This window comes from Formivibrio sp. oc-25, assembly GCF_055810895.1.
This window is the reverse complement of sequence record NZ_JBVVOL010000022.1, coordinates 25,398-44,687: the sequence shown is the minus strand read 5'-3', so window position 1 is coordinate 44,687 and position 19,290 is coordinate 25,398. Positions and strand designations below refer to the sequence as shown.

17 protein-coding genes are annotated in these 19,290 nt (G+C 58.7%); 4 read left to right on the top strand and 13 right to left on the bottom strand.

All coding sequences use genetic code 11. The annotated features are described in order from the left end of the window. Positions 1-189: 189 nt before the first annotated feature. Together ettA and AC0KVQ_RS13020 are read right to left on the bottom strand one after the other, a co-directional pair. A complete protein-coding gene (ettA, locus tag AC0KVQ_RS13025) occupies positions 190-1,857 on the bottom strand; it encodes an energy-dependent translational throttle protein EttA (protein ID WP_473421596.1) in 1,668 nt (555 codons plus the stop codon). A 256-nt stretch (positions 1,858-2,113) separates the two neighbouring features. Next, positions 2,114-2,236, bottom strand: coding sequence for a hypothetical protein (locus AC0KVQ_RS13020; RefSeq protein WP_473421595.1), 123 nt, complete (start codon positions 2,234-2,236; stop codon positions 2,114-2,116). Positions 2,237-2,423: 187 nt separating this feature from the next. On the opposite strand from AC0KVQ_RS13020, the gene AC0KVQ_RS13015 reads away from it, so the two are divergent. Then, complete coding sequence (locus tag AC0KVQ_RS13015; RefSeq protein ID WP_473421594.1) at positions 2,424-3,350, top strand: ketopantoate reductase family protein; 927 nt, start codon at positions 2,424-2,426, stop codon at positions 3,348-3,350. Positions 3,351-3,409: 59 nt separating this feature from the next. Beyond that, entirely contained in the window at positions 3,410-4,486 is a 1,077-nt protein-coding gene (locus AC0KVQ_RS13010) for a LacI family DNA-binding transcriptional regulator (protein ID WP_473421593.1), read from the top strand. An 826-nt stretch (positions 4,487-5,312) separates the two neighbouring features. Here the strand turns inward: AC0KVQ_RS13010 and thiD are convergent. Continuing rightward, positions 5,313-6,161 (bottom strand): bifunctional hydroxymethylpyrimidine kinase/phosphomethylpyrimidine kinase, encoded by an 849-nt coding sequence (thiD, locus tag AC0KVQ_RS13005; RefSeq protein WP_473421592.1) that lies wholly within the window; start codon positions 6,159-6,161, stop codon positions 5,313-5,315. A 223-nt stretch (positions 6,162-6,384) separates the two neighbouring features. Here thiD and AC0KVQ_RS13000 point away from each other — a divergent pair, with 223 nt between their 5' ends. Then, entirely contained in the window at positions 6,385-7,701 is a 1,317-nt protein-coding gene (locus AC0KVQ_RS13000; RefSeq protein ID WP_473421591.1) for a PTS transporter subunit IIC, read from the top strand. Positions 7,702-7,809: 108 nt separating this feature from the next. Beyond that, positions 7,810-8,451, top strand: coding sequence for a CheB methylesterase domain-containing protein (locus tag AC0KVQ_RS12995; RefSeq protein ID WP_473421590.1), 642 nt, complete (start codon positions 7,810-7,812; stop codon positions 8,449-8,451). 66 nt (positions 8,452-8,517) lie between these two features. Here AC0KVQ_RS12995 and AC0KVQ_RS12990 read toward each other — a convergent pair whose 3' ends face one another. The 10 genes from AC0KVQ_RS12990 to flhB form a co-directional block, all read right to left on the bottom strand. Then, positions 8,518-9,264, bottom strand: coding sequence for a flagellar motor protein (locus tag AC0KVQ_RS12990; protein WP_473421589.1), 747 nt, complete (start codon positions 9,262-9,264; stop codon positions 8,518-8,520). Continuing rightward, entirely contained in the window at positions 9,264-10,007 is a 744-nt protein-coding gene (locus tag AC0KVQ_RS12985; protein WP_473421588.1) for an RNA polymerase sigma factor FliA, read from the bottom strand. Before AC0KVQ_RS12985 ends, AC0KVQ_RS12990 begins: the two co-directional genes overlap by 1 nt. A gap of 59 nt (positions 10,008-10,066) precedes the next feature. Continuing rightward, on the bottom strand, positions 10,067-10,663 hold the full coding sequence (locus tag AC0KVQ_RS12980; RefSeq protein ID WP_473421587.1) for an ABC-type transport auxiliary lipoprotein family protein: 597 nt from the start codon (positions 10,661-10,663) through the stop codon (positions 10,067-10,069). Continuing rightward, the gene (locus tag AC0KVQ_RS12975; protein WP_473421586.1) at positions 10,660-11,706 is read right to left on the bottom strand and encodes an MlaD family protein; all 1,047 of its coding nucleotides are present in this window, start codon (positions 11,704-11,706) and stop codon (positions 10,660-10,662) included. Before AC0KVQ_RS12975 ends, AC0KVQ_RS12980 begins: the two co-directional genes overlap by 4 nt. Further along, positions 11,703-12,455: an ABC transporter ATP-binding protein gene (locus AC0KVQ_RS12970; RefSeq protein WP_473421585.1), complete on the bottom strand. Its 753-nt coding sequence runs from the start codon at positions 12,453-12,455 to the stop codon at positions 11,703-11,705. The genes AC0KVQ_RS12975 and AC0KVQ_RS12970 overlap by 4 nt, the downstream gene beginning before the upstream one ends. A 1-nt stretch (position 12,456) precedes the next feature. Then, positions 12,457-13,545: an ABC transporter permease gene (locus AC0KVQ_RS12965; protein WP_473421584.1), complete on the bottom strand. Its 1,089-nt coding sequence runs from the start codon at positions 13,543-13,545 to the stop codon at positions 12,457-12,459. Positions 13,546-13,548: 3 nt separating this feature from the next. After that, the gene (locus AC0KVQ_RS12960; RefSeq protein WP_473421583.1) at positions 13,549-14,445 is read right to left on the bottom strand and encodes a MinD/ParA family ATP-binding protein; all 897 of its coding nucleotides are present in this window, start codon (positions 14,443-14,445) and stop codon (positions 13,549-13,551) included. Next, positions 14,438-15,934: a flagellar biosynthesis protein FlhF gene (gene flhF, locus AC0KVQ_RS12955; protein WP_473421582.1), complete on the bottom strand. Its 1,497-nt coding sequence runs from the start codon at positions 15,932-15,934 to the stop codon at positions 14,438-14,440. Before flhF ends, AC0KVQ_RS12960 begins: the two co-directional genes overlap by 8 nt. Positions 15,935-16,034: 100 nt before the next feature. After that, positions 16,035-18,035, bottom strand: coding sequence for a flagellar biosynthesis protein FlhA (gene flhA, locus AC0KVQ_RS12950; protein WP_473421598.1), 2,001 nt, complete (start codon positions 18,033-18,035; stop codon positions 16,035-16,037). 112 nt (positions 18,036-18,147) lie between these two features. Next, entirely contained in the window at positions 18,148-19,281 is a 1,134-nt protein-coding gene (gene flhB, locus AC0KVQ_RS12945; RefSeq protein WP_473421581.1) for a flagellar biosynthesis protein FlhB, read from the bottom strand. Between the last annotated feature and the right edge of the window lie 9 nt (positions 19,282-19,290).

Sequence of the window (19,290 nt, the reverse complement as noted above, 5' to 3'; positions counted from 1 at the left end):
TCAGGCGCTCAAGGAGTGGCAGAAAAACAAGCCAGGATTATTCAATAAGCGCATTATCAATCGTCCGGGACTGGACAGATAGATCAGATAAACCTCGTACGGTGCAACTGTAGGGCAATGGGAGGCAGGCGCTGAAACAAAAACGCCACCGTTGCCGGTGGCGTTTCCATTTTCAACCACAAAAACCAATCAGCGCGTCACCGGCTTGTAGCGAATCCGCTTCGGCTTGGCGCCTTCTTCGCCCAGGCGCTTGCGTTTGTCGGCTTCGTATTCCTGATAGTTGCCGTCGAAGAAGGTCCACTGGCTGTCGCCTTCGGCTGCGAGGATGTGCGTGGCGATACGGTCGAGGAACCAGCGATCGTGGGAGATCACGAACACGGTGCCGGCGTATTCGAGCAGGGCATCTTCCAGCGCGCGCAGGGTTTCCACGTCCAGATCGTTGGACGGTTCGTCCAGCAGCAATACGTTGCCGCCCTTCAAGAGCGTCTTGGCCAGGTGCAGGCGGCCGCGCTCACCACCGGAGAGCATGCCGACCTTCTTCTGCTGGTCGCCGCCCTTGAAGTTGAAGCGGCCCAGGTAGGCACGGGATGACATTTCGAATTTGCCGACGGTAAGGTTTTCCAGCCCGCCCGAGACATCCTCGAACACGGTCTTGTCGGCTTCCAGCCCTTCGCGGGTCTGCTCGACAAAGGCCATCTGCACGGTCTGGCCGATTTCGATTTCGCCGGAATCCGGTTGTTCCTTGCCGGCGATCATCTTGAACAAGGTCGATTTACCGGCGCCGTTCGGGCCGATGATGCCGACGATGGCGCCGGGCGGGGCGTTGAAGCTGAGGTTGTCGATCAAGAGGCGATCGCCAAAGCTCTTGGAAACGCCCTTGAATTCGATCACCTTGTCGCCCAGGCGCTCGGCCACGGGGATGAAGATTTCCTGCGTTTCGTTGCGCTTCTGGTGTTCGACGCTGCTCAATTCCTCGAAGCGGGCGATACGCGCCTTGGACTTGGCTTGCCGCCCCTTCGGATTCTGGCGCACCCATTCCAGTTCCTGTTTCATCGCCTTCATGCGGGCGGCTTCGCCCTTGGCTTCCTGCTCAAGACGGGCTTCTTTCTGCTCCAGCCAGGAAGAGTAGTTGCCCTTCCACGGAATGCCGTGGCCGCGGTCGAGTTCCAGGATCCATTCGGCGGCGTTGTCGAGGAAGTAGCGGTCGTGGGTGACCGCCACCACGGTGCCGGGAAAGCGCACCAGGAATTGCTCCAGCCATTCCACCGATTCGGCATCCAGGTGGTTGGTCGGCTCATCCAGCAGCAGCATGTCCGGCTTGGACAGCAGCAGCTTGCACAGTGCCACGCGGCGCTTTTCACCGCCGGAGAGGTGGCCGATCTTGGCATCCCAGGCGGGAAGGCGCAGCGCGTCGGCGGCCAGTTCCAGTTGCAGTGCGGTGTTGTCGCCCGCGCCGGCAGAAATGATGGCTTCCAGCTTGGCCTGCTCTTCGGCCAGCGCATCGAAATCGGCATCGGGTTCGGCATAGGCCGCATAGACTTCTTCCAGACGCTTTTGCGCATCCATCACATCGCCCATGCCGGATTCGACTTCCTCGCGCACGGTCTTTTCCGGGTCGAGCTGCGGTTCCTGCGGCAGGTAGCCGATCTTGGTGCCGGCCAGATGCTGTACTTCGCCGTCATACTCCTTGTCCACGCCGGCCATGATGCGGATCACGGTCGATTTACCCGAACCGTTCAGGCCCAGCAGGCCGATCTTGGCGCCGGGGAAAAAGCTGAGGGAAATATCCTTGATGATCTGGCGCTTGGGCGGAACGATCTTGCTTACGCGCAACATCGACATGACGTACTGGGCCATGGTTAACCTTTTGTGAAAATCTGTGAATGAAGAGGGCGCCTCAGTTTGAGTTGGCAGGCGCAGACATGGCCGCGATTTTACCCGTACGGATGCCTGGCAGTCACGGAGGGATGCGCCTATGGCACCAGCTTTTGCGGCTGGCGAGTGCCCCGGTGCAACGCTGTAGACCTTTATGTGCATGTTGTGGTGCATGCAACAGGTTATTGCTATAAAACATCAATATTTGTTACCGGTATCATTGTTGTGATACTGTGCATTAATCAGTATGCGATATCTCCGTAAATGCTGCCGGCACCACGATTTCGACCAGCAACTTCCAGTCGATCGAACCGCCTCTGGTAAATGGTCGCTTCCAGCGCAATGCGGATGGCAGCATCATCCTGAATGGGTTCCTGCAACGTAATTGAGTTGAAATGAATTGAAACGACCCTGAAGCCTCCCCGGAATAGGGCACGTTTTACCCGGCAAGCTTTGCTTGCCGGGTTTTTTTATGGGTGTTTGCCGCAGCCTTGTAGCGGTAGCATCATGCTGATTTCCTGCTTTCCCTTTGATGAGGTTTTGCCGACATGGTCCAGAGCTTGCAACGCATCCATTTCATCGGCCTGGGCGCCATTGGTCTCAAATACGCTGCGCGCTTGCATGATGTGAAACCCGGCTGTGTGCGCGTCATCGCCGATGCCGAGCGTGAGGCTGCGCTTCGGGCGGATCCTCCCACGGTCAATGGCAAGTGCTATGACTTCAGTTTTGTGAGCCCGGGCGATGACAGCGAACCGGCCGATCTGCTTTTTGTTGCGGTGAAAGCCCGGCAACTGCCGCAGGCGCTGGCGGATATGCACAGTTTCGTGGGGCCGCATACCAGTGTGATTTCGTTGATGAACGGGATTACCAGCGAGGAAATCCTGGGGCAGGTGCTGGGCTTTGAGCATGTGCTCTATGCCAATGTGTATATGGATGCTGTGCGGCAAGGCCATGCCGTCACGTACCACCATATCGGCAAGATCGTGTTTGGCGAGCGGGATAATACGCATCGCTCCGGGCGCGTTCAGGCCATTGCCGATCTGTTCGATCTGGCAGGTATTCCTTATGAAATCCCGGTGGATATGCTGCGTGCACACTGGGCCAAATTCATGCTCAATGTGGGCATCAATCAGGCATCGGCCGTGTTGCGCGCGCCGTATGGCTGGTTCCAGCATAACGCGCATGCACGGGCGTTGATGGTATCTGCCGCGCAGGAGGTGGTGGCATTATCCCAATCGGCTGGTATTGGTCTGGAGCAAGAAGATCTTGACCGGATGCTTGCCATCATCGATACCCTGGCGCCGCATGCCAAGACTTCCATGCTGCAGGATATCGAGGCCGGGCGCGAAACCGAGGTGGATATCTTCGGCGGTGCCGTGATCGATCTGGGAAGGCATTACGGTGTCCCTACGCCGGTCAACCAGACCCTTTTTGACATGATCAAGGCTATGGAGGCCGCAAGCCGTGGTGCTTGAGTTGCCGGTAACATCGTATTGAAAAGCATAGGAAGGCCGTGGCAATACGGTCTTTTTGCATGAGCGAGGGATGGCTGTACACTTGGCCAATAATTCATCAGGATGACTTTATGCAAACCAAACGTCCCAGCATCGTAGATGTGGCTGCATTGGCCAAAGTATCCAAGCAGACTGTATCACGCGTGATCAACAACAGCCCGAATGTATCGGAAAAAACACGTGAGCGAGTTTCGCAGGCGATTTCCGCGCTGGGTTTTCGTCGTAGTGAGTTGGCCCGCAGTTTTTCCAGTGGAAGGACATTTTCCCTGGGTGTGGTCGGGCGCGATATCGGCTATTTCGGATCACGCACCTATCTGGGCATGGTTCAGCAGGCCGAGGCACTAGGGTATTCGTTGTTGCATAAGGAAATATCGAATTCAAGCCAGCAACAAGTCGAGGAGGTATTGCACACACTGCTCGACCGTCGAGTGGATGGCATCATCTGGACGGTTCCTGAGATCGCGGATAACCATGCCTGGCTGGATAGCGGATTGTTTTCCAGTTTGACAGTACCAATCGTGTTTCTGTCGATGACGGCTCGCCCTGATCTAAATGTGGTGGCCTTTGATAATGCCGAGGGTGCCCGCCTGGCAACCCAGCATTTGGTTGATAACGGATGCCGGCATATTGGACACATTGCTGGTCCTCTTGATTGGCTCGATGCCAGTGCGCGCAAGAGTGGTTGGGAATCTGTTTTGAAACAAGCAGGTTTGCCCGTTGGGCCTGAGCAAATTCAGTCGGGGGCCTGGAATGCAGAATCCGGCTACGAGGCCATGACGCGCTTGTTGCAAACCTGCCCTGAAATGGATGGAGTATTCGTGTCGAACGACCGAATGGCACTGGGCGCGATGCTGGCCATTCATGAAAAAGGATTGCGAATCCCTGAGGATATTGCCGTTGTCGGGTTTGATGGCATTTCTGACGGCGCTTTTTATCACCCGCCATTGACTACCGTGCAACAGGACAAGATGGCATTGGGACAACTCGCTGTACAGGTATTGGCAGACAAGATTGAAAAACGCTTCCACTCAAGCGTACGAACTGTGCCGGATTGGTCTGTCCTGACTCATCAACTGCTTGTGCGCAGTTCTGCTTGAATAACCTACCACTTTAAATGAAAAGGCGCGCCTGAGAGATCAGTGCGCGCCCGGGGGATGGGGTGGCGTTGTCTGGTGCATGGGTCACCTGTATCCGATCCGCAGGATGGCGGTCGGCAGTCAGAATTACTCTTCGGTCGTGATGATGTCTTCGATCACTTCGTTGGACAGCAGGTTGTTCAATTCCAGAAAAGCAAAAAAATCGTCAAACATGATGGTTCTCCTGGTTATCACGCAATAAAAATCAGGCTTCGTCTTTACCAGCGACTTTTTCAGCGATGGCGGCGGCACCGATGCTGGCGATGCTCAGGGCAACCGGGGCAGCGAAAGAGGCGATGCTGATGATGAGGCTTTCCATGGTGTTTCTCCGTATTCCAGTGTTGATGTTGTGCGTGTGGTGACGGGAGTGGCTTACTTCTCGTCGCTGGGCAGCAGCTTTTCGGCGATACCGATGACACCGGCGCTGACGAGGCCTGCGGCGGCGGGGATGGCAACGGGGGCGATGCTGATGATGAAGGCTGCGTCGATCATGATGTTTCTCCTGGTAGGTTCCGGCTCGTTTGCCGTGAAACAAAGTTACCAATTTACGGGGTGAATTGATACGTAAAACTACCAATTCTTGATGTAATCATTCACGTATCTTTGGTGTAGTTAACTACCAAAAAATCGTAATGCATTGAAAGTAAAGTAATTAATATTTTATCAATCGCACCGATTGATAAAACCATACTTCAATGGTCGGGATTGGGTGTGGTTGGCATGGCGAAAAAAACGGCCAGCCTGATGAACAGGCCGGCCGCTGGGTGTGTTGGTGCGGAAGGGTGCTTCAGGTGCGCAGGATATGCATGGCAACCGGTGCAAAGCCATGATTGAGCGGGCCGTGACCGTGGCCGGTGTGAGCCGTAGCGCCGGCAGCGATGGCTTGCACGATGTAGGCGCGGGCGAGTTCAACCGCAGCGGGCAGCGGGTGGCCAAGGGCCAGATGGCAGGCGATCGCGGAGGACAGCGTGCAGCCAGTGCCGTGCAGGTTGCGGCTATCGATGCGCGGGCTGCGGAAATGCCGGATAACGGTGCTGCCATCGGCTGCTCGGGTGGCCAACACATCCACTACTTCCGGCCCCTGCAAATGCCCGCCCTTGAGCAATACTGCGCGGCAGCCCAGTGCCAGCAAATCTTGCGCGGCTGCATCGAGCGCATCAATGCCTGCGATCGGGCGCCCGATCAGTACTTCGGCTTCATCCAGATTGGGTGTGACCAGTGCGGCGAGCGGGAAGAGTTTTTGCACCAGACCGGCAATGGTGGCTTCTGCAATCAGCTTGGCGCCGCTGGTCGAAACCATCACCGGGTCGAGAATCACGTTCGAGAGTCGATGGTGCGTGATGGCACTGGCCACGACATCGACAATCTCCGGCGCATGCAGCATGCCGATCTTGACGGCATCCGTACCAATGTCGTTGAGCACGGCATCAATCTGTGCAGTCAGAATTTCGGGCGGTACGGCATGGATGGCGGTGACGCCCTGCGTGTTCTGCGCCGTCAGTGCGGTGATTGCCGTCATGCCATAACAGCCGAGCGCGGACATGGTTTTCAGGTCGGCCTGGATGCCGGCACCACCGCCGCTGTCGGACCCTGCGATCGACAATACTCGCGGGTAATGAGGGGCGCTGCTGGTCATGGCGACACTTCCTGGATGATTGATGACGGATGCAAAGTTTACATGCTTACTGTCAGTCGCTATAGGGTTGTACCAAGCATTTGTGCCGAGTGCGGTATCTGAAAAATGCCAGGGTCATCCGGAAATATGTCGGAAAACTCCATGTGCGTGCTGTGTGGCAGCGGCATAATCACTGGCTTGTGATCAACAGGGGTAGATGATGGAGAGTTTGCAGTCAGCGCTGATGTGGTTTTTCAGTTTCAAGGCCTATGTCATGCTGCCCGTAGTGATTGGACTGCTGGCGTTGTTTGCGCGCGTGCGACCGGCTTCCGCCCTGATGCTGGCCCTGAAGCTGGGCGTGGGTTTTGCCGGGATCTTTCTGGTTTACGATGTGTTTCTGGGGCTGCTCAAGCCAGCGATCGAGGCCATCGTGCAGACACGTGGTTTGCAATACCCGGTGATCGATGCCGGCTGGCCACCGCTGGCGGCCATTACCTGGGCCAGCTGGATTGCGCCGGTTTCGATCGTGGTCGTGATCGGGCTCAACCTTGTCATGCTGTTCACGCGCCTGAGCGATACGCTCTATATCGATATCTGGAACTACTGGCACTTTGCTTTCCTGGGCGCCTTGGTGCTGAGCCTGACGGGTAACGTCTGGCTGGCTTTCGCGGCGGTCGGCTTGATCGCGTTGTACAGTTTCAAGGCGACCGAATGGTCAGCGCCGTATGTGCAGCGGGGCACAGGCATGGCCGGTATCGGGATCAGCCCGTTTTCCGTGACAGCTTTTCTGCCGTGGTCGGTGGCTGTCGATCGGCTGTTCGATGCCATTCCCGGGGTGCGCCATATCGTCTGGGATCCGAGCCGCGGCGGCGGAAAATTTGCCGTGCTGGGACAACCAATGGTGATCGGTGCGCTGCTGGGCGTCTTCCTTGGCTGGTTGGGCGGTTACCCGATACGCGAATTATCCGCGCTGGCGATCCAGATTGCTGCGGTCATGTATCTGTTGCCCAAATGCGGTGGCCTGATCGGTGAAGCGATGGAGCAGGTTACCGATGCCCTGCGTACCAGACTTAGCAAGCATCTGGCCGGGCGTGCACTGGTGATTTCGATGGATACGCCTTTTCTGCTGACGCATCCGTCAGTCATGGCCACCGGTTTGATCCTGATGCCGATCAGCCTAGCGCTGGCCTTCGTGATTCCCGGCAATCGCATGATCCCGGCCGGCGACTTGCCCAATCTGCTGTCGATCATGTCGCTCGGGGCTCTGGTTTTTCGCGGCAACGTATTTCGCGCTGTACTGGCAGGGATTCCAATCGTGATCGCTTTCATGCTGGTGGCGTCCGATCTGGCACCGCTCTTGACCAAGTTGGGCGCGCAGAGCGGGGTGGCTGCGCTGGCGCAAGGCGGGGCAGAGGTGACGGCCTTTACCGATGGCGGCAATCCGGTGCGCTACTGGATGTTCAAGCTGTTCCTGGGTGAGCTCTGGGCCTGGGGACTGCTGCCCGTGGCGTTATGGCTGATGTGGCTGGTGAGGGCACGTCAGCGCTCGCTAATGCTGTGAGTGTTTGTTTCCGCCAGTGTTGCCGGCTTGAGCGTTGTCCTGCAAAGTGCGATTCCAGCGCCTACAAAGGTAGTGTGCGCTTGAATCATTTCCAGAAAAGAGGGGCCTTTGCTGACGCAAACCGAAAAACTTGCCGCGGACGTGATTCTGCCGCCACCACGCAAGGGTGCCATGATGTTTACGCGCACCCAGCCGATCGTGGCGATCGGGATTTCGACCGGTGGGCCGGAGGCACTGGACATCATTCTGCCCAGACTGGTGCGTAATTGTCCGGGCGTAGTGATTGTGCAGCATATGCCCGGCAACTACACGGGCACGTTTGCGCGCCGCCTCAATGGTTTGTGCGAAGTGGATGTGAATGAGGCCATTTCCGGTGATCGCGTCAAACCTGGGCGTGTGCTGATTGCCCAGGGCGGCAAACACATGCTGGTCAAGCGTATCGGTATCGAATATGTGATCCAGATTGTCGACGGACCGCCGGTGTCACGACACGTGCCTTCTGTCGACGTGCTGTTCCGCTCGGTTGCCTGCGCGGCTGGGCACAATGCGGTCGGCATCATCATGACCGGCATTGGCAATGACGGTGCACAGGGGCTGCGCGAAATGCGTGAATGCGGCGCCAAAACGTATGCGCAGGATGAAAAAAGCTGTACGGTGTATGGCATGCCGCGCGAAGCCATGCGCAATGGTGCGGCTGAGACCGAGGTTACCCTGCAAAAAGTCGCCGATCTCATCAATAACCTGCGTTGAACACACCCTTCCGTATTCGACCAACGTCTTGCGGCACGGGTCCTTTGCGATGAGTTTCGAATGTTCTCAGGCGTCGTGCAGGTAGCCGGCCAGCCGGTTTTCCAGCAAGCGCGGATTTTCACCATTGGCGATGGAATACAAGCCTTCAGCCAGCATTTCGCGCCGGCGGACTTCCAGTGTGATGTAGTGCTTGAGCTTGTTTGCGATTGGCAGAAACAGCAGGTTGGCAGCGCCCACGCCATAAATAGTGGCAACAAAGGCGACTGCAATGCCGGCACCCAGCTTGGATGGATCTGTCAGATTCTCCATGACATGAATCAGGCCGAGTACCGCGCCCAGAATGCCGAAGGTGGGCGAATAGCCGCCGGCCGCTTCCCAGATGCGGGCTGCAGCGCGGGCATGATCCTCATAGGAATCGATATCGAGCTCCATCGCACGGCGCACGACTTCCGGTTCCGCACCATCGACCACCATGGCGAGACCGCGTTTGACGAACGGGTCTTTTTCGCTCTGCATATAGGCTTCCAGCGCAAGCAAACCATTGCGCCGTGCCTGTTGCCCCCAGTTGAGCAACGTACCCAACACCAGGCCGAAATCCAGGCGCGGCGGCACGAACACCCAGGCCGCCATGCGTACTCCGGCAACGAAATGGCGAGGCTGGCTTTGCAGCATGACCGCACCGGTTGTGCCACCGATCACGATCAGGAATGCTGTCAGTTGCAGCAGGGAGCCCAAGTGACCGCCTTCCAGTACTTGTCCCAGCAGGATTGCCGCCAGCCCGAGGATGACACCGATGATGCTGATCTTGTCCATTATTTGCCGGTCCAGTCCTTGAGTTTGCTACGCAGGCGCGCGACGGCCTGGCTGTGCAGCTGGCAGACGCGTGATTCCGTGACGCCCAAGACCGCGCCGATTTCCTTCAAGTTGAGCTCTTCATCGTAATAGAGTGCCATCAGCAGTTTTTCGCGCTCGGGCAAGGCTTCGATTCCGGCGATCAGCTGTTGCCGGAAGGCTGCGTCAGTCAGGATTTGGGCCGGGTTGGCGGTATGGTCGGCAGTGTACTGGTCGAGCTGGTCGTTCTCGTCATCGTCTTCGAAGTCTTCATAGTGCACCAGCTGATGTCCGCGCGCTTCGCCCAGCATCTGTTGATACTCCTGCAACGGCACTTCCATGGCGGTGGCGATTTCGCCCTCGGATGGCGCGCGCCCCAGACGATGTTCCAGTCGGTGCAGGGCGGCTTCGATCTCGCGCATGTTGCGTCGTGCCTGTCGTGGCAGCCAGTCGGCTTCGCGCAACAGATCCAGCATGGCACCCCGGATGCGCTGGCTGGCAAAGGTCTCGAACTGTGCGCCCGCAGTACTATCGAAATTGCGTGAGGCTTCCATGAGACCGATCAGTCCGGCCTGGATCAGATCTTCAACATCCACGCTGGCCGGCAGCCGGCTTGCCAGATGATAGGCCACGCGCCGTACCAGAGGCATGTGCGCGGTGATACGCGCCTCTTCACTGACAGCTTGCGTGGCTTGGTATAAAGAAAGGGCGCGAACCGATGGCATGACGAACCTTGCTGCAGAATGTCCGCAAGTTTAGCCCAGAAGATACGTCAATCCCAAGATCATTGGCGTGCGAGTGTCTGTTCCAGATCAGCAAGCGCCATGCATAACGCCCGGTCAAGGCCGGCGACGGCGGTGGCTGCGGCAGCATTATCGAGGGCGATGTGCTGGTTGAACTGCCAGTGCTTCTTCGCATGGCCGTCAGCATCGATCAGTCTGGCGCGCAAGGCCAGCACGGCTGCTGGATGCTTGGGGTCTCGCACATCGACATAAAGGTCGATCAGTTCCCCTTCCATCTGCAACCCGGTTTCGAGCCCGGAAGTGGCAGGCACCACGTCACGGAACAGCCCGCTGGCAGCAAGCCATTGGCGGCTGCGTTCAGCCAGCAGAGTGCCAGGCCCCGCCGTTAACAACCGGTAAGGATCTGCGGCATAGCGTTGATCCGTTTCCCGGTAGATCAGGCTGGCGGTGCGGTTGAGCTGCGAGCTGCGGAAATCCGCAAGGCGTACGCTGTCATGCAGCGGTGACTGCCTCTGCAGTGTTGCCGGGCGCTCACAGCCGAACTGGTAGAGCGTTTTGTCCGGGGTGACTGATTGCAGACTGCAGCCGGCCAGTAAGCAGCCGGCAATCAGGGCAATAAACAGGAGGCGTGAGGTCATTGTGGGGGCTCGTAAGGTTTGGGCGGGGCGCCCAGCAGTAAACCGGCAGGGTGACGATCAGCAGTTTCGGTCAGGCTGCGAAGGTTGGTGCTGATTTCGTTCAGATTGTCGACGAGGCTGGCGATTTCCTGGTCGCGGCTGGAGAGCAGCCGATCCATCCTGCCCAGTGCACGGTTAAGGTGAGTCACGGCCTGGTCAATTTGCGGGTTCTCCATGATTTCTCTGGCACGCTTGGCCGCCAAGGCCAGATCCACGGGGGCCGAGGCGATGGCCGGGTCGGACAGCAGACCTTGCAGCGCACGATTGCTGGTACGTACTTCGCTGAGCAAAGCGGTAGCCTCGCGGCTGAGTTGACCGATCTGGGCATCGGCCAGCTCGCCGGATACCCGGTCAAGATTTTGGCCAATGCTCTCGAGGGGCAGCGCGGCGATCTTTTCTTCCGTCAGTGCCAGGATGCGGGAGAGGTGGCTCATCATGCCTTCGATATCGATGCGTTGCAGGCGTGCCATCGCATCCTGCGCGCCATCGACAAATTGCTTAACCGTACTGCGTGCAGTCGGGATGTAGAAGTTTTCCGGATTCCAGTGGATGGCGAGCGGCGGGTTTTCTGCCGGATCGGTAAAGTCGATTTCCAGATAGCTGGTGCCGGTCAGTCCTTGGGGCGTGAGCTTGATGCGCAGGCCGCGGGCAATTTCCCGGTCGAGCGTGGACTGATCAGGAAAAGCGCTGTCGTCTCCCCCGAACATGTCCGGCTGCACGCGCGCGGTTACCATCACATACTGCTGACGCTGGGCGGCGGGTTTGTCCAGTTCGTAAGCGGTTCGGGTGAAGCTGATTCCGCTGACCTCGCCAACCACCACGCCACGGTAACGGATTTTGGAGCCGATATCGACACCCTGAACGGATTCGTCGAAATAGGTTTCCAGTCTGGCGTTGGTGCTGAACCATTTCCCCGCACCGAGCCCGACCAGCAAGCCCAGACCGATCAAGGTGGAGAGCAGCACGAAAATGCCAAGCCGATAGTGTTTTTTGTGTTCGCTCATGAAGTTTCTGCCTCACGCAGGAAAAAGCGCCGCACGCGCGGATCGTCATGCCGGGCAAGTTCGGCCGGTGTGCCAGTCGCAATAATGCCGCGCTCGTCGCGATCGAGCATGATGGCCCGATCGGCAATCGCATGGATGCTGGCCAATTCATGCGTGATCACCACGATGGTCATGCCCTGCTTGTCCGCCAGCCGGCGGATCAGCGCATCCAGCCCGGCCGAGGTGACAGGATCCAGCCCGGCCGAGGGCTCGTCCAGAAACAGGATCGCCGGGTCGAGTGCCATGGCGCGGGCGATTGCGGCACGTTTTTGCATGCCGCCCGAGAGTTCGGACGGCATGAAGTCGGCGAACTCTTCCAGGCCAACCAGTCGGAGTTTCAGCCGGGCAACCAGTTCGATCGCGTCGTCATCCAGGTCGCTGAAGCTTTCCAGCGGCAGGCGAACATTGTCGAGCACATTCATTGATCCGAACAATGCGCCGGATTGATACATCACGCCAAACCGGCGCAAGATCCGTTCCCGCTGTTCGCCGCTGGCACTGGCCAGATCGTCGCCACCGATTTCAATGCGACCGGCCAGTGGCGGGTACAGGCCGATCATGTGCTTGAGCAGGGTCGATTTGCCACAGCCGGACCCTCCCAGAATGGTCAGCACTTCACCGGCGACCACCTCGAAACTGATGTTGTCGAGAATGATCCGGCTGCCATAGCCGCAGCGCAGATCTTGGATCCGGATCACGGCGGTACGCATCTCAGATTCCCAGCTGATAATAGATGACGGCCAGCATGCCGTCCGTGACGACCAGGATAACCAGTGTCTGTACCACGGCGCGCGTGGTGGAAGCGCCGACCGCACTGGCGCCGGCACCGGTCGACAAACCGCGCAGGCAGCCGATGGCAGCCACTTCCAGCCCAAAGATGGCAGCCTTGACGATGCCACCGATCAGGTCATTCAAATCGGTGGCACTGGTGACCTGTCGCAAAAACGTGTTCACGGGGATGCCGAATCCCTCCAGTACCAGGGCGCCTGCCGCCAGACCGACCACTTCCGCCCAGATTGTCAGCAGGGGTGCCATCAGAAAGCCGGCCAGCAGGCGCGGCAATACCAGAAAACGCACGGGCTCAAAGCCGAAGGTGACCAGTGCGTTGACTTCTTCATTGACCTTCATGGTGCCAAGTTCGGCGGCAAAAGCGGCACCAGTACGGCCGGCGAGCAGAATCGCCGTGATCAGTGGCCCCATTTCACGGATCAATGACAACCCGAGCAGATTGGCGACAAAGATTTCCGCGCCGAACTGGCGCAAGGGCAGTGCAGATTGGAAGGACAGAATCACCCCGATCAAAAACGCAATGAGCGAGATGATGGGTAAGGCATTCACGCCGACCAGCTCGCATTGGCCCAGGAAATCCTGCCAGCGCAAGCTGCGCGGTCGGCGCAACAGTGTGGCCAGTGCCGCGCAGGCTGCTCCGATGAAGACCACCTGCTCCCGCCAATCCTCGATCCAGTCATGGGCGAATTTCCCCAGACGATGAATAAGGGGTAGTGCATGATGCGTGCGCCGGGTGACAAGTGGCCTGGCTGGCTCCAAGGCATCGACCAGCGACTGGAACGCCGGGTCCAGCCCCTGCAGCAGGATGTTCCTTCGCAGCAGATCGAATAGCAGGGCCGCGCCGCTGCCGTCACAGGTGGTGATGCCCTGTACGTCAATCCGCGTCTGGGCAGGCAGTTGGCGCAGCATGGGCCAAAGCTGGCTTGCCGTGATGATGGTGAGCGGGCCACGCAGTACGTAGTCCGTGCCGGACGCCGCCGAAGAGGGGATGAGCGTCGCGGTTTCGGTCATGGTTCAGTGCCGCAGTTGATCCGACAGCAGCCGGCTGGATTCCACCAACCGGTACACAAATGCTGCCGGCGTATCGTGGCGCTGTGCCGGGGAGGTCCAGCGCAGCATGACATCGGCAAGTTGGCGGAATGCCATGGCGGATTCCGATTCCGGAAATGCTTCTAAAATGGTCTGACCCAGCCGCGTTGCGCGATTCAGTTTTTCATCTTCCGGAACGAAGCCGACCAGTTTCAACCGGATTTCCTTGCCCAGATAATGCTGGGCAACCTCGCGGATGCGCCCGAACAGGGCGGCAGCATCTTCCAGACGATGCACACGGTTGACCAGAATGCGGAAATCGCGGCGTGCGAATTCGGTGTAGAGCAATTTGATCGTGGCATAGGCATCGGTCAGCGACTCGGCGCGATTGGTCAGCACAATCAGCACGTCATCAGCTGCCAGGCTCAGCGAAGGAACATTGCTGTTCGCCGCCGGGCAGGTATCCAGCAGCAGAAAATCGGCGTAGTCGGCCAGGTTTTCAAATTCGCTACCCAGCCAGTACTGTTCCTGTTCATTCAGGCAGGCCAGCATTTGCGGGCGTGCCGCAATCGGCAGGATGGAAAAGCCTCGTCCCGAGTCAACCAAGGTATCTGCCAGGCGCGCTTCACGGCGCAGTACCTGTTCCAGGTTGAATGTGGTTGCCAGCCGCAGACGGTGGCAGATATTGGATAGGCCGCTGAATTCGTCCAGCACGATGACAGTGCGGCTGCGCTCGACCAGTGCCGCAGCCAGATTGATGACCAGGGTAGTGGCACCGGCTTCGCCGCGTCCACCGGCAATGCTTACGCTGCGGCAGCCTGGGGAAGCAATCAGTGCACGCAATCCGGCAGCCTGGTCGTGGCGATGTGGCCGCCTAGCCACGTGCGCCTCCAAGGTTCAGATTGAAATCGAGCGTGCTGTCCTGCGTACCCATATAAAGCGGGTATTCATCCTTGCGCAACTGGTAGACCGAGTTGTCCTGTTGCGCCCGGAAGGCTCGGTCGATCAGATAACCGGTATTGGCGCTGTGCAGATCTTCCGGCACGCGCTGGCCATTGGTGACGAAGTGCAGCGGCAGGCGATGGCGGATGGCCACATCCAGGCAGCCGCCAAATGCCAGGGTTTCATCGAGCTTGGTCAGGATGCAGCCGATGAGGTGACGGTTGCGATAGCGACGAGCCACGTCATCCAGTGTCGATGCCTGGGCGTTGGCAGACAGCAACAACAACGTGCCGATGTTGTCGAGGTTGAAGAGCGCCAGTTGGTCGCCGATGCGCTGGTCGCGTTGTCCCATGCCGACGGTGTCGATCAGGATCAGATGCCGATCGGACAAGTCTGCCAGCGTCAACTCCAGGTCGGTTTCATCCTTGATGTCGTGCACCGGCACGCCCAGAATGCGACCGTAGATGCGCAACTGGTCGTGCGCGCCGATCCGGTAGCTGTCTGTCGTCAGCAAAGCCACCGACTGTGGGCCGTGCGTCAGAGCGCAGCGTGCGGCCAGTTTTGCCACTGTGGTGGTTTTGCCCACACCGGTCGGGCCGATCAGCGCATAGACGCCGCCGCGCGCAATGATGTCCTGATCCGGGCCTGGCGTGGAAAGGTTGTGCTTGAGCGCGGCCTTGGTCCAGCTCAGTCCCTGATCAATCCCCAAGCCGCTCGGCATCTTGTCGATCAACTGGCGCGCCAGTGCCGGACAAAAACCCGCGGCGAGCAGTTGGCGCAGGATCTCGAGTTTTTCCGGCGCGTGCTTGGATAGCTCGTTCCAGGCCATACCTGCGAGCTGGCTTTCCAGCAACCCGCGCAGCATGCGGATTTCTCGCGCGATATCCTGTACCACTTCCTGCTCTACGGCGGGTGCTGCGGCTGGCTTCGGCTGCTCATCGAAATCGAAGGTCGGCAGTGGTTTGCTTTCCGCCACCACTGGCGGAGGGCGACGTGGGGGAGGGGGGGCAGGAGCAGGTTTGGCTGCGACAAGCTGTGGTTCGACGAGTGGCGGGCGCGCCGCAGGCGTGTTGCGATTGCTGCGAATGACCAGCGGTGCACTGGTATCGAGGTCGTCCAGTGTCGGATCGTGATCTTCATCCGGGATAGCGTAAGCACGGGCCACGCTCTGTTTGGCTGTCGTGTCAGTCTGGGCCGACTGCATCAGCCGGGCACCGTTTTGTGCCGCGCGCGGTGTCGGTTTGGGTGTGCTGGCAGCGGCCGGCATGCTGGTGAGTACCGCAACGTCGGCTTCGGCCACTGCCATGATCTCGAAGCCGCCGCCTGCCACCTGCCGGTTGGACAGAATAAGCGCATCCGGGCCCAGCTCGTCGCGGACCTGACGCAGTGCATCGCGGGTGGTGGCTCCGTAGAACTTTTTAACGACCATAGTCGGCTGCCGAATGGAATTGCCCTATTTTGTCTGAACGCGCCGTTCTGCACAAATCCTGCGCATGAAACAAGCGGTTATCCGTGCTTGAGTGTCTGATTTACTGTCCTCCGAGCACACCGACGATACGTATGGTTTTACTGTCAGGAATTTCATTATGCGAGATCACGCGCAAACCGGGCGTGGCGCGGCGCAGGAAGCGTGACAGCATCGGACGCAGTTGCGCCGGGCAGATCAGTACACTGTTCAAGCCCTGGTTTTCCATGTTCTCCACCAGATTGGTCGCCTGCTGCAACAGACGTTCCGCCAGCCCGGGTTCCAATCCACCCTGGGATTTTCCGCTCGCGGCTGACAGCAGAATCTGCTCTAGCTGTGGCTCAAGCGTCACCACTTTCAACTCATCCTCACCCGGGAACAGCTGGTGGATGATGGCGCGGCCCAATGCCACCCGTACGGCGGAGGTCAGGTCGTCAATATCCTGCGAGCGCGGCGTATGCTCGGCCAGGGTTTCCAGAATGGTGCGTATGTCGCGGATGTGCATACCTTCATCAAGCAGGTTGTGCAGCACTTTTTGCAAGGTGCCAATCTGAACGACCTTGGGCACCAGATCTTCCACCAGCTTGGGCGACTCCTTGCCGATGTGATCCAGCAACTGCTGGACCTCTTCGCGTCCCAACAGTTCGGCGGCATGGTTCTGCAGGATGTTCGAAATATGCGTGCCCACAACCGTGCTGCTGTCCACGACGGTGTAGCCCATGGCCTGAGCCTGGTCACGCAGGCTGGCGTCAATCCAGACTGCTGGCAGACCAAAGGTCGGATCCTGCGTGCGTGTACCGGCCAGGCTGCCGACGGCATTGCCCGGATTGATGGCCAGCCATTGGCCGGTGTAGGCCTCGCCGGCGCCTACGTCGACGCCTTTGAGCTGGATGCGGTACTGGTTGGGTTTCAGTTCCAGGTTGTCGCGGATATGCACGGCGGGGACCAGAAAACCGAGTTCCTGCGCGATTTTTTTGCGGATGCCGCGGATGCGTCGCAGCAATTCGCCATCCTGATTGCGATCAACCAGCGGGATCAGGCGATAGCCAACTTCCAGGCCGATCGGATCGACCGGCTGTACATCGGCCCAACTGACTTCCTGCAAGGGTGCTTCCGGTGGCGGTGCTGCGGATTGCGTCGGGGCTTGCTGGGCGGCAGCCAGCTTCTTGCGCGTATCTTGTTCCACCCACCAGGCCAGGCCACCGGCAATGCTGGCGATCAGCAGAAAGGCAACATGCGGCATGCCGGGAGTCAGACCGAGAATGGCCATCACGCCAGCGGTTACATAGAGTACCTGCGGCTTGCGGAACAGTTGGCCGATCAGCTGCTCGGACAGGTCTTCATCGTTGCTGACGCGTGAAACCACGATACCGGCGGCAACGGAAATGATCAGCGAGGGAATCTGGGCTACCAGGCCATCGCCGATGGTGAGTTGGGTATAGGTCGTGCCGGCTTCTGCAAAGCTGAGGCCGTGCTGCAGCATGCCGACCGTGAGGCCGCCGACAATATTGATCACCATGATCAGAATGCCGGCGACGGCATCCCCACGCACGAATTTCGAAGCACCGTCCATCGAACCAAAGAAATTCGATTCCTGAGAGATCGCCGTGCGGCGCTTGCGTGCTTCTTCTTCACCGATCAGGCCGGCGTTCAGGTCGGCATCAATCGCCATCTGTTTGCCGGGCATCGCATCCAGCGTGAAGCGGGCCGACACTTCGGCAATCCGTCCCGCGCCCTTGGTGATCACGACAAAGTTGATGATGGTCAGGATGATGAAGCCAACCAGGCCGACGGTGAGATTGCCCCCGATCAGCGCGTGACCAAAGGATTCAATCACTTTGCCGGCAGCATCCGCGCCGGTATGGCCCTCGGTGAGAACCAGTTTGGTCGAGGCAACGTTGAGCGACAGGCGCATCAATGCCGTCATCAGCAGAACCGTGGGGAAGGATGAGAATTCCAGTGGCTCGCGCGCATAGAGGCTCACCATCAGTACGATCACCGAAATGGCGATGTTGAAGGTGAAAAAGAAGTCGAGCACGATGGCCGGCAACGGCAGGATCATCATGCCGAGGATCATCAGCACAAGCAGCGGGCCAGCCAAACGGTTGAGATTGATATCGCGCAGCACGGATCAGTTCGGGTCGGGTTTACGGGGCGCTGGTGTATCAGCCCCAGGTTTACTGGGCTTGTGGATCAAGCTCTGCCGGTACCGGCAGATTTTCATTCAGCACCGGCTCGCTACCGCCATGGCGCTGGAATTGCTTGAGCTGATAAATGTAGGCCAGCACTTCGGCTGCAGCAGTATACAACGCAGTCGGGATTTCTTCGCCGAGTTCGGCGTGGTGGTATAGCGCGCGGGCAAACGGTGGCGTGCGGATGACCGTGACCTTGTGTTCGCGGGCGATCTCGATGATGCGTTCGGCCAGCAGGAATGAACCCTTGGCCACGACCTTGGGTGCGCGCATGCCTTCGCTGTACTGGATGGCCACGGCATAGTGAGTCGGGTTGGTGACGACCACGTCAGCTTTCGGAATAGCCGACATCATGCGCTTTCTGGCCGCTTCCCGTTGCAACTGACGGATGCGGCCCTTGACCTCGGGGGAGCCCTCCATTTCCTTCATTTCCTGCTTGACCTCTTCCTTGGTCATGCGCAGTCCCTTGTGGTAATCCCACAGCTGATACGGCACATCGATCAATACGATCAATGCCATGGCACCAATGGCCATCAGCAGGGTGAACCGCACCAATTGCCACAAATAAAGCAGACCATTGGGCGATGGCATCGTGATCATGGCCAGAAACTGGTCACGCTCATACCAAAGCGTGGCAGCCACGATCCCGCCGACCAGGCCTGATTTAAGAATGGTCTTGAGCATTTCTATGATGCTGCGTACGGAAAACAGACGCTTGATTCCGCTCATGGGATTCATGCGGCCGAAATTCGGATTGAGCGACTCCAGCGAGATCAGCCAGCCGCCAATCAATACCGGTGTTAGCAGTGCAGCCAGCAGTGTTGCCAGGAATACCGGTGCCAGCGCGATGAGCGCGCTGCTGGTGGCGCTGATGAAGTGTCGAGCCATCATGTCGGGATCGGCCAGCATGGCGCGGTCGAAGCCTAGCGAAGATGCAGTGATTTGTTTGAGTGCGGCATAAAGTGCTGGGCCACTCCAGAATGCCGTAAGCAGACCTGTCATCAGCACGGCAAACGTGGCCAGTTCGCGCGAACGCGGTATTTGCCCCTTGCGTCTGGCTTCTTCCAGGCGTCGGGGCGAAGGCGGTTCGGTACGTTCGAGATCGGAATCTTCTGCCATGGTGGCAGT

Coding starts and splice junctions, on each gene's coding strand:
- AC0KVQ_RS12990 (WP_473421589.1), bottom strand. CDS start 9,264: ATGGACAAGATCAGCATCATCGGTGTCATCCTCGGGCTGGCGGCAATC.
- AC0KVQ_RS13015 (WP_473421594.1), top strand. CDS start 2,424: ATGGTCCAGAGCTTGCAACGCATCCATTTCATCGGCCTGGGCGCCATT.
- AC0KVQ_RS13020 (WP_473421595.1), bottom strand. CDS start 2,236: ATGATGCTGCCATCCGCATTGCGCTGGAAGCGACCATTTACCAGAGGC.
- AC0KVQ_RS12985 (WP_473421588.1), bottom strand. CDS start 10,007: ATGCCATCGGTTCGCGCCCTTTCTTTATACCAAGCCACGCAAGCTGTC.
- flhA (WP_473421598.1), bottom strand. CDS start 18,035: ATGATGATCCTGCCGTTGCCGGCCATCGTGCTCGACTTCTTTTTCACC.
- AC0KVQ_RS13010 (WP_473421593.1), top strand. CDS start 3,410: ATGAGCGAGGGATGGCTGTACACTTGGCCAATAATTCATCAGGATGAC.
- flhF (WP_473421582.1), bottom strand. CDS start 15,934: ATGGTCGTTAAAAAGTTCTACGGAGCCACCACCCGCGATGCACTGCGT.
- AC0KVQ_RS13000 (WP_473421591.1), top strand. CDS start 6,385: ATGTGGTTTTTCAGTTTCAAGGCCTATGTCATGCTGCCCGTAGTGATT.
- AC0KVQ_RS12965 (WP_473421584.1), bottom strand. CDS start 13,545: ATGACCGAAACCGCGACGCTCATCCCCTCTTCGGCGGCGTCCGGCACG.
- AC0KVQ_RS12975 (WP_473421586.1), bottom strand. CDS start 11,706: ATGAGCGAACACAAAAAACACTATCGGCTTGGCATTTTCGTGCTGCTC.
- thiD (WP_473421592.1), bottom strand. CDS start 6,161: ATGACCAGCAGCGCCCCTCATTACCCGCGAGTATTGTCGATCGCAGGG.
- flhB (WP_473421581.1), bottom strand. CDS start 19,281: ATGGCAGAAGATTCCGATCTCGAACGTACCGAACCGCCTTCGCCCCGA.
- AC0KVQ_RS12980 (WP_473421587.1), bottom strand. CDS start 10,663: ATGACCTCACGCCTCCTGTTTATTGCCCTGATTGCCGGCTGCTTACTG.
- AC0KVQ_RS12970 (WP_473421585.1), bottom strand. CDS start 12,455: ATGCGTACCGCCGTGATCCGGATCCAAGATCTGCGCTGCGGCTATGGC.
- ettA (WP_473421596.1), bottom strand. CDS start 1,857: ATGGCCCAGTACGTCATGTCGATGTTGCGCGTAAGCAAGATCGTTCCG.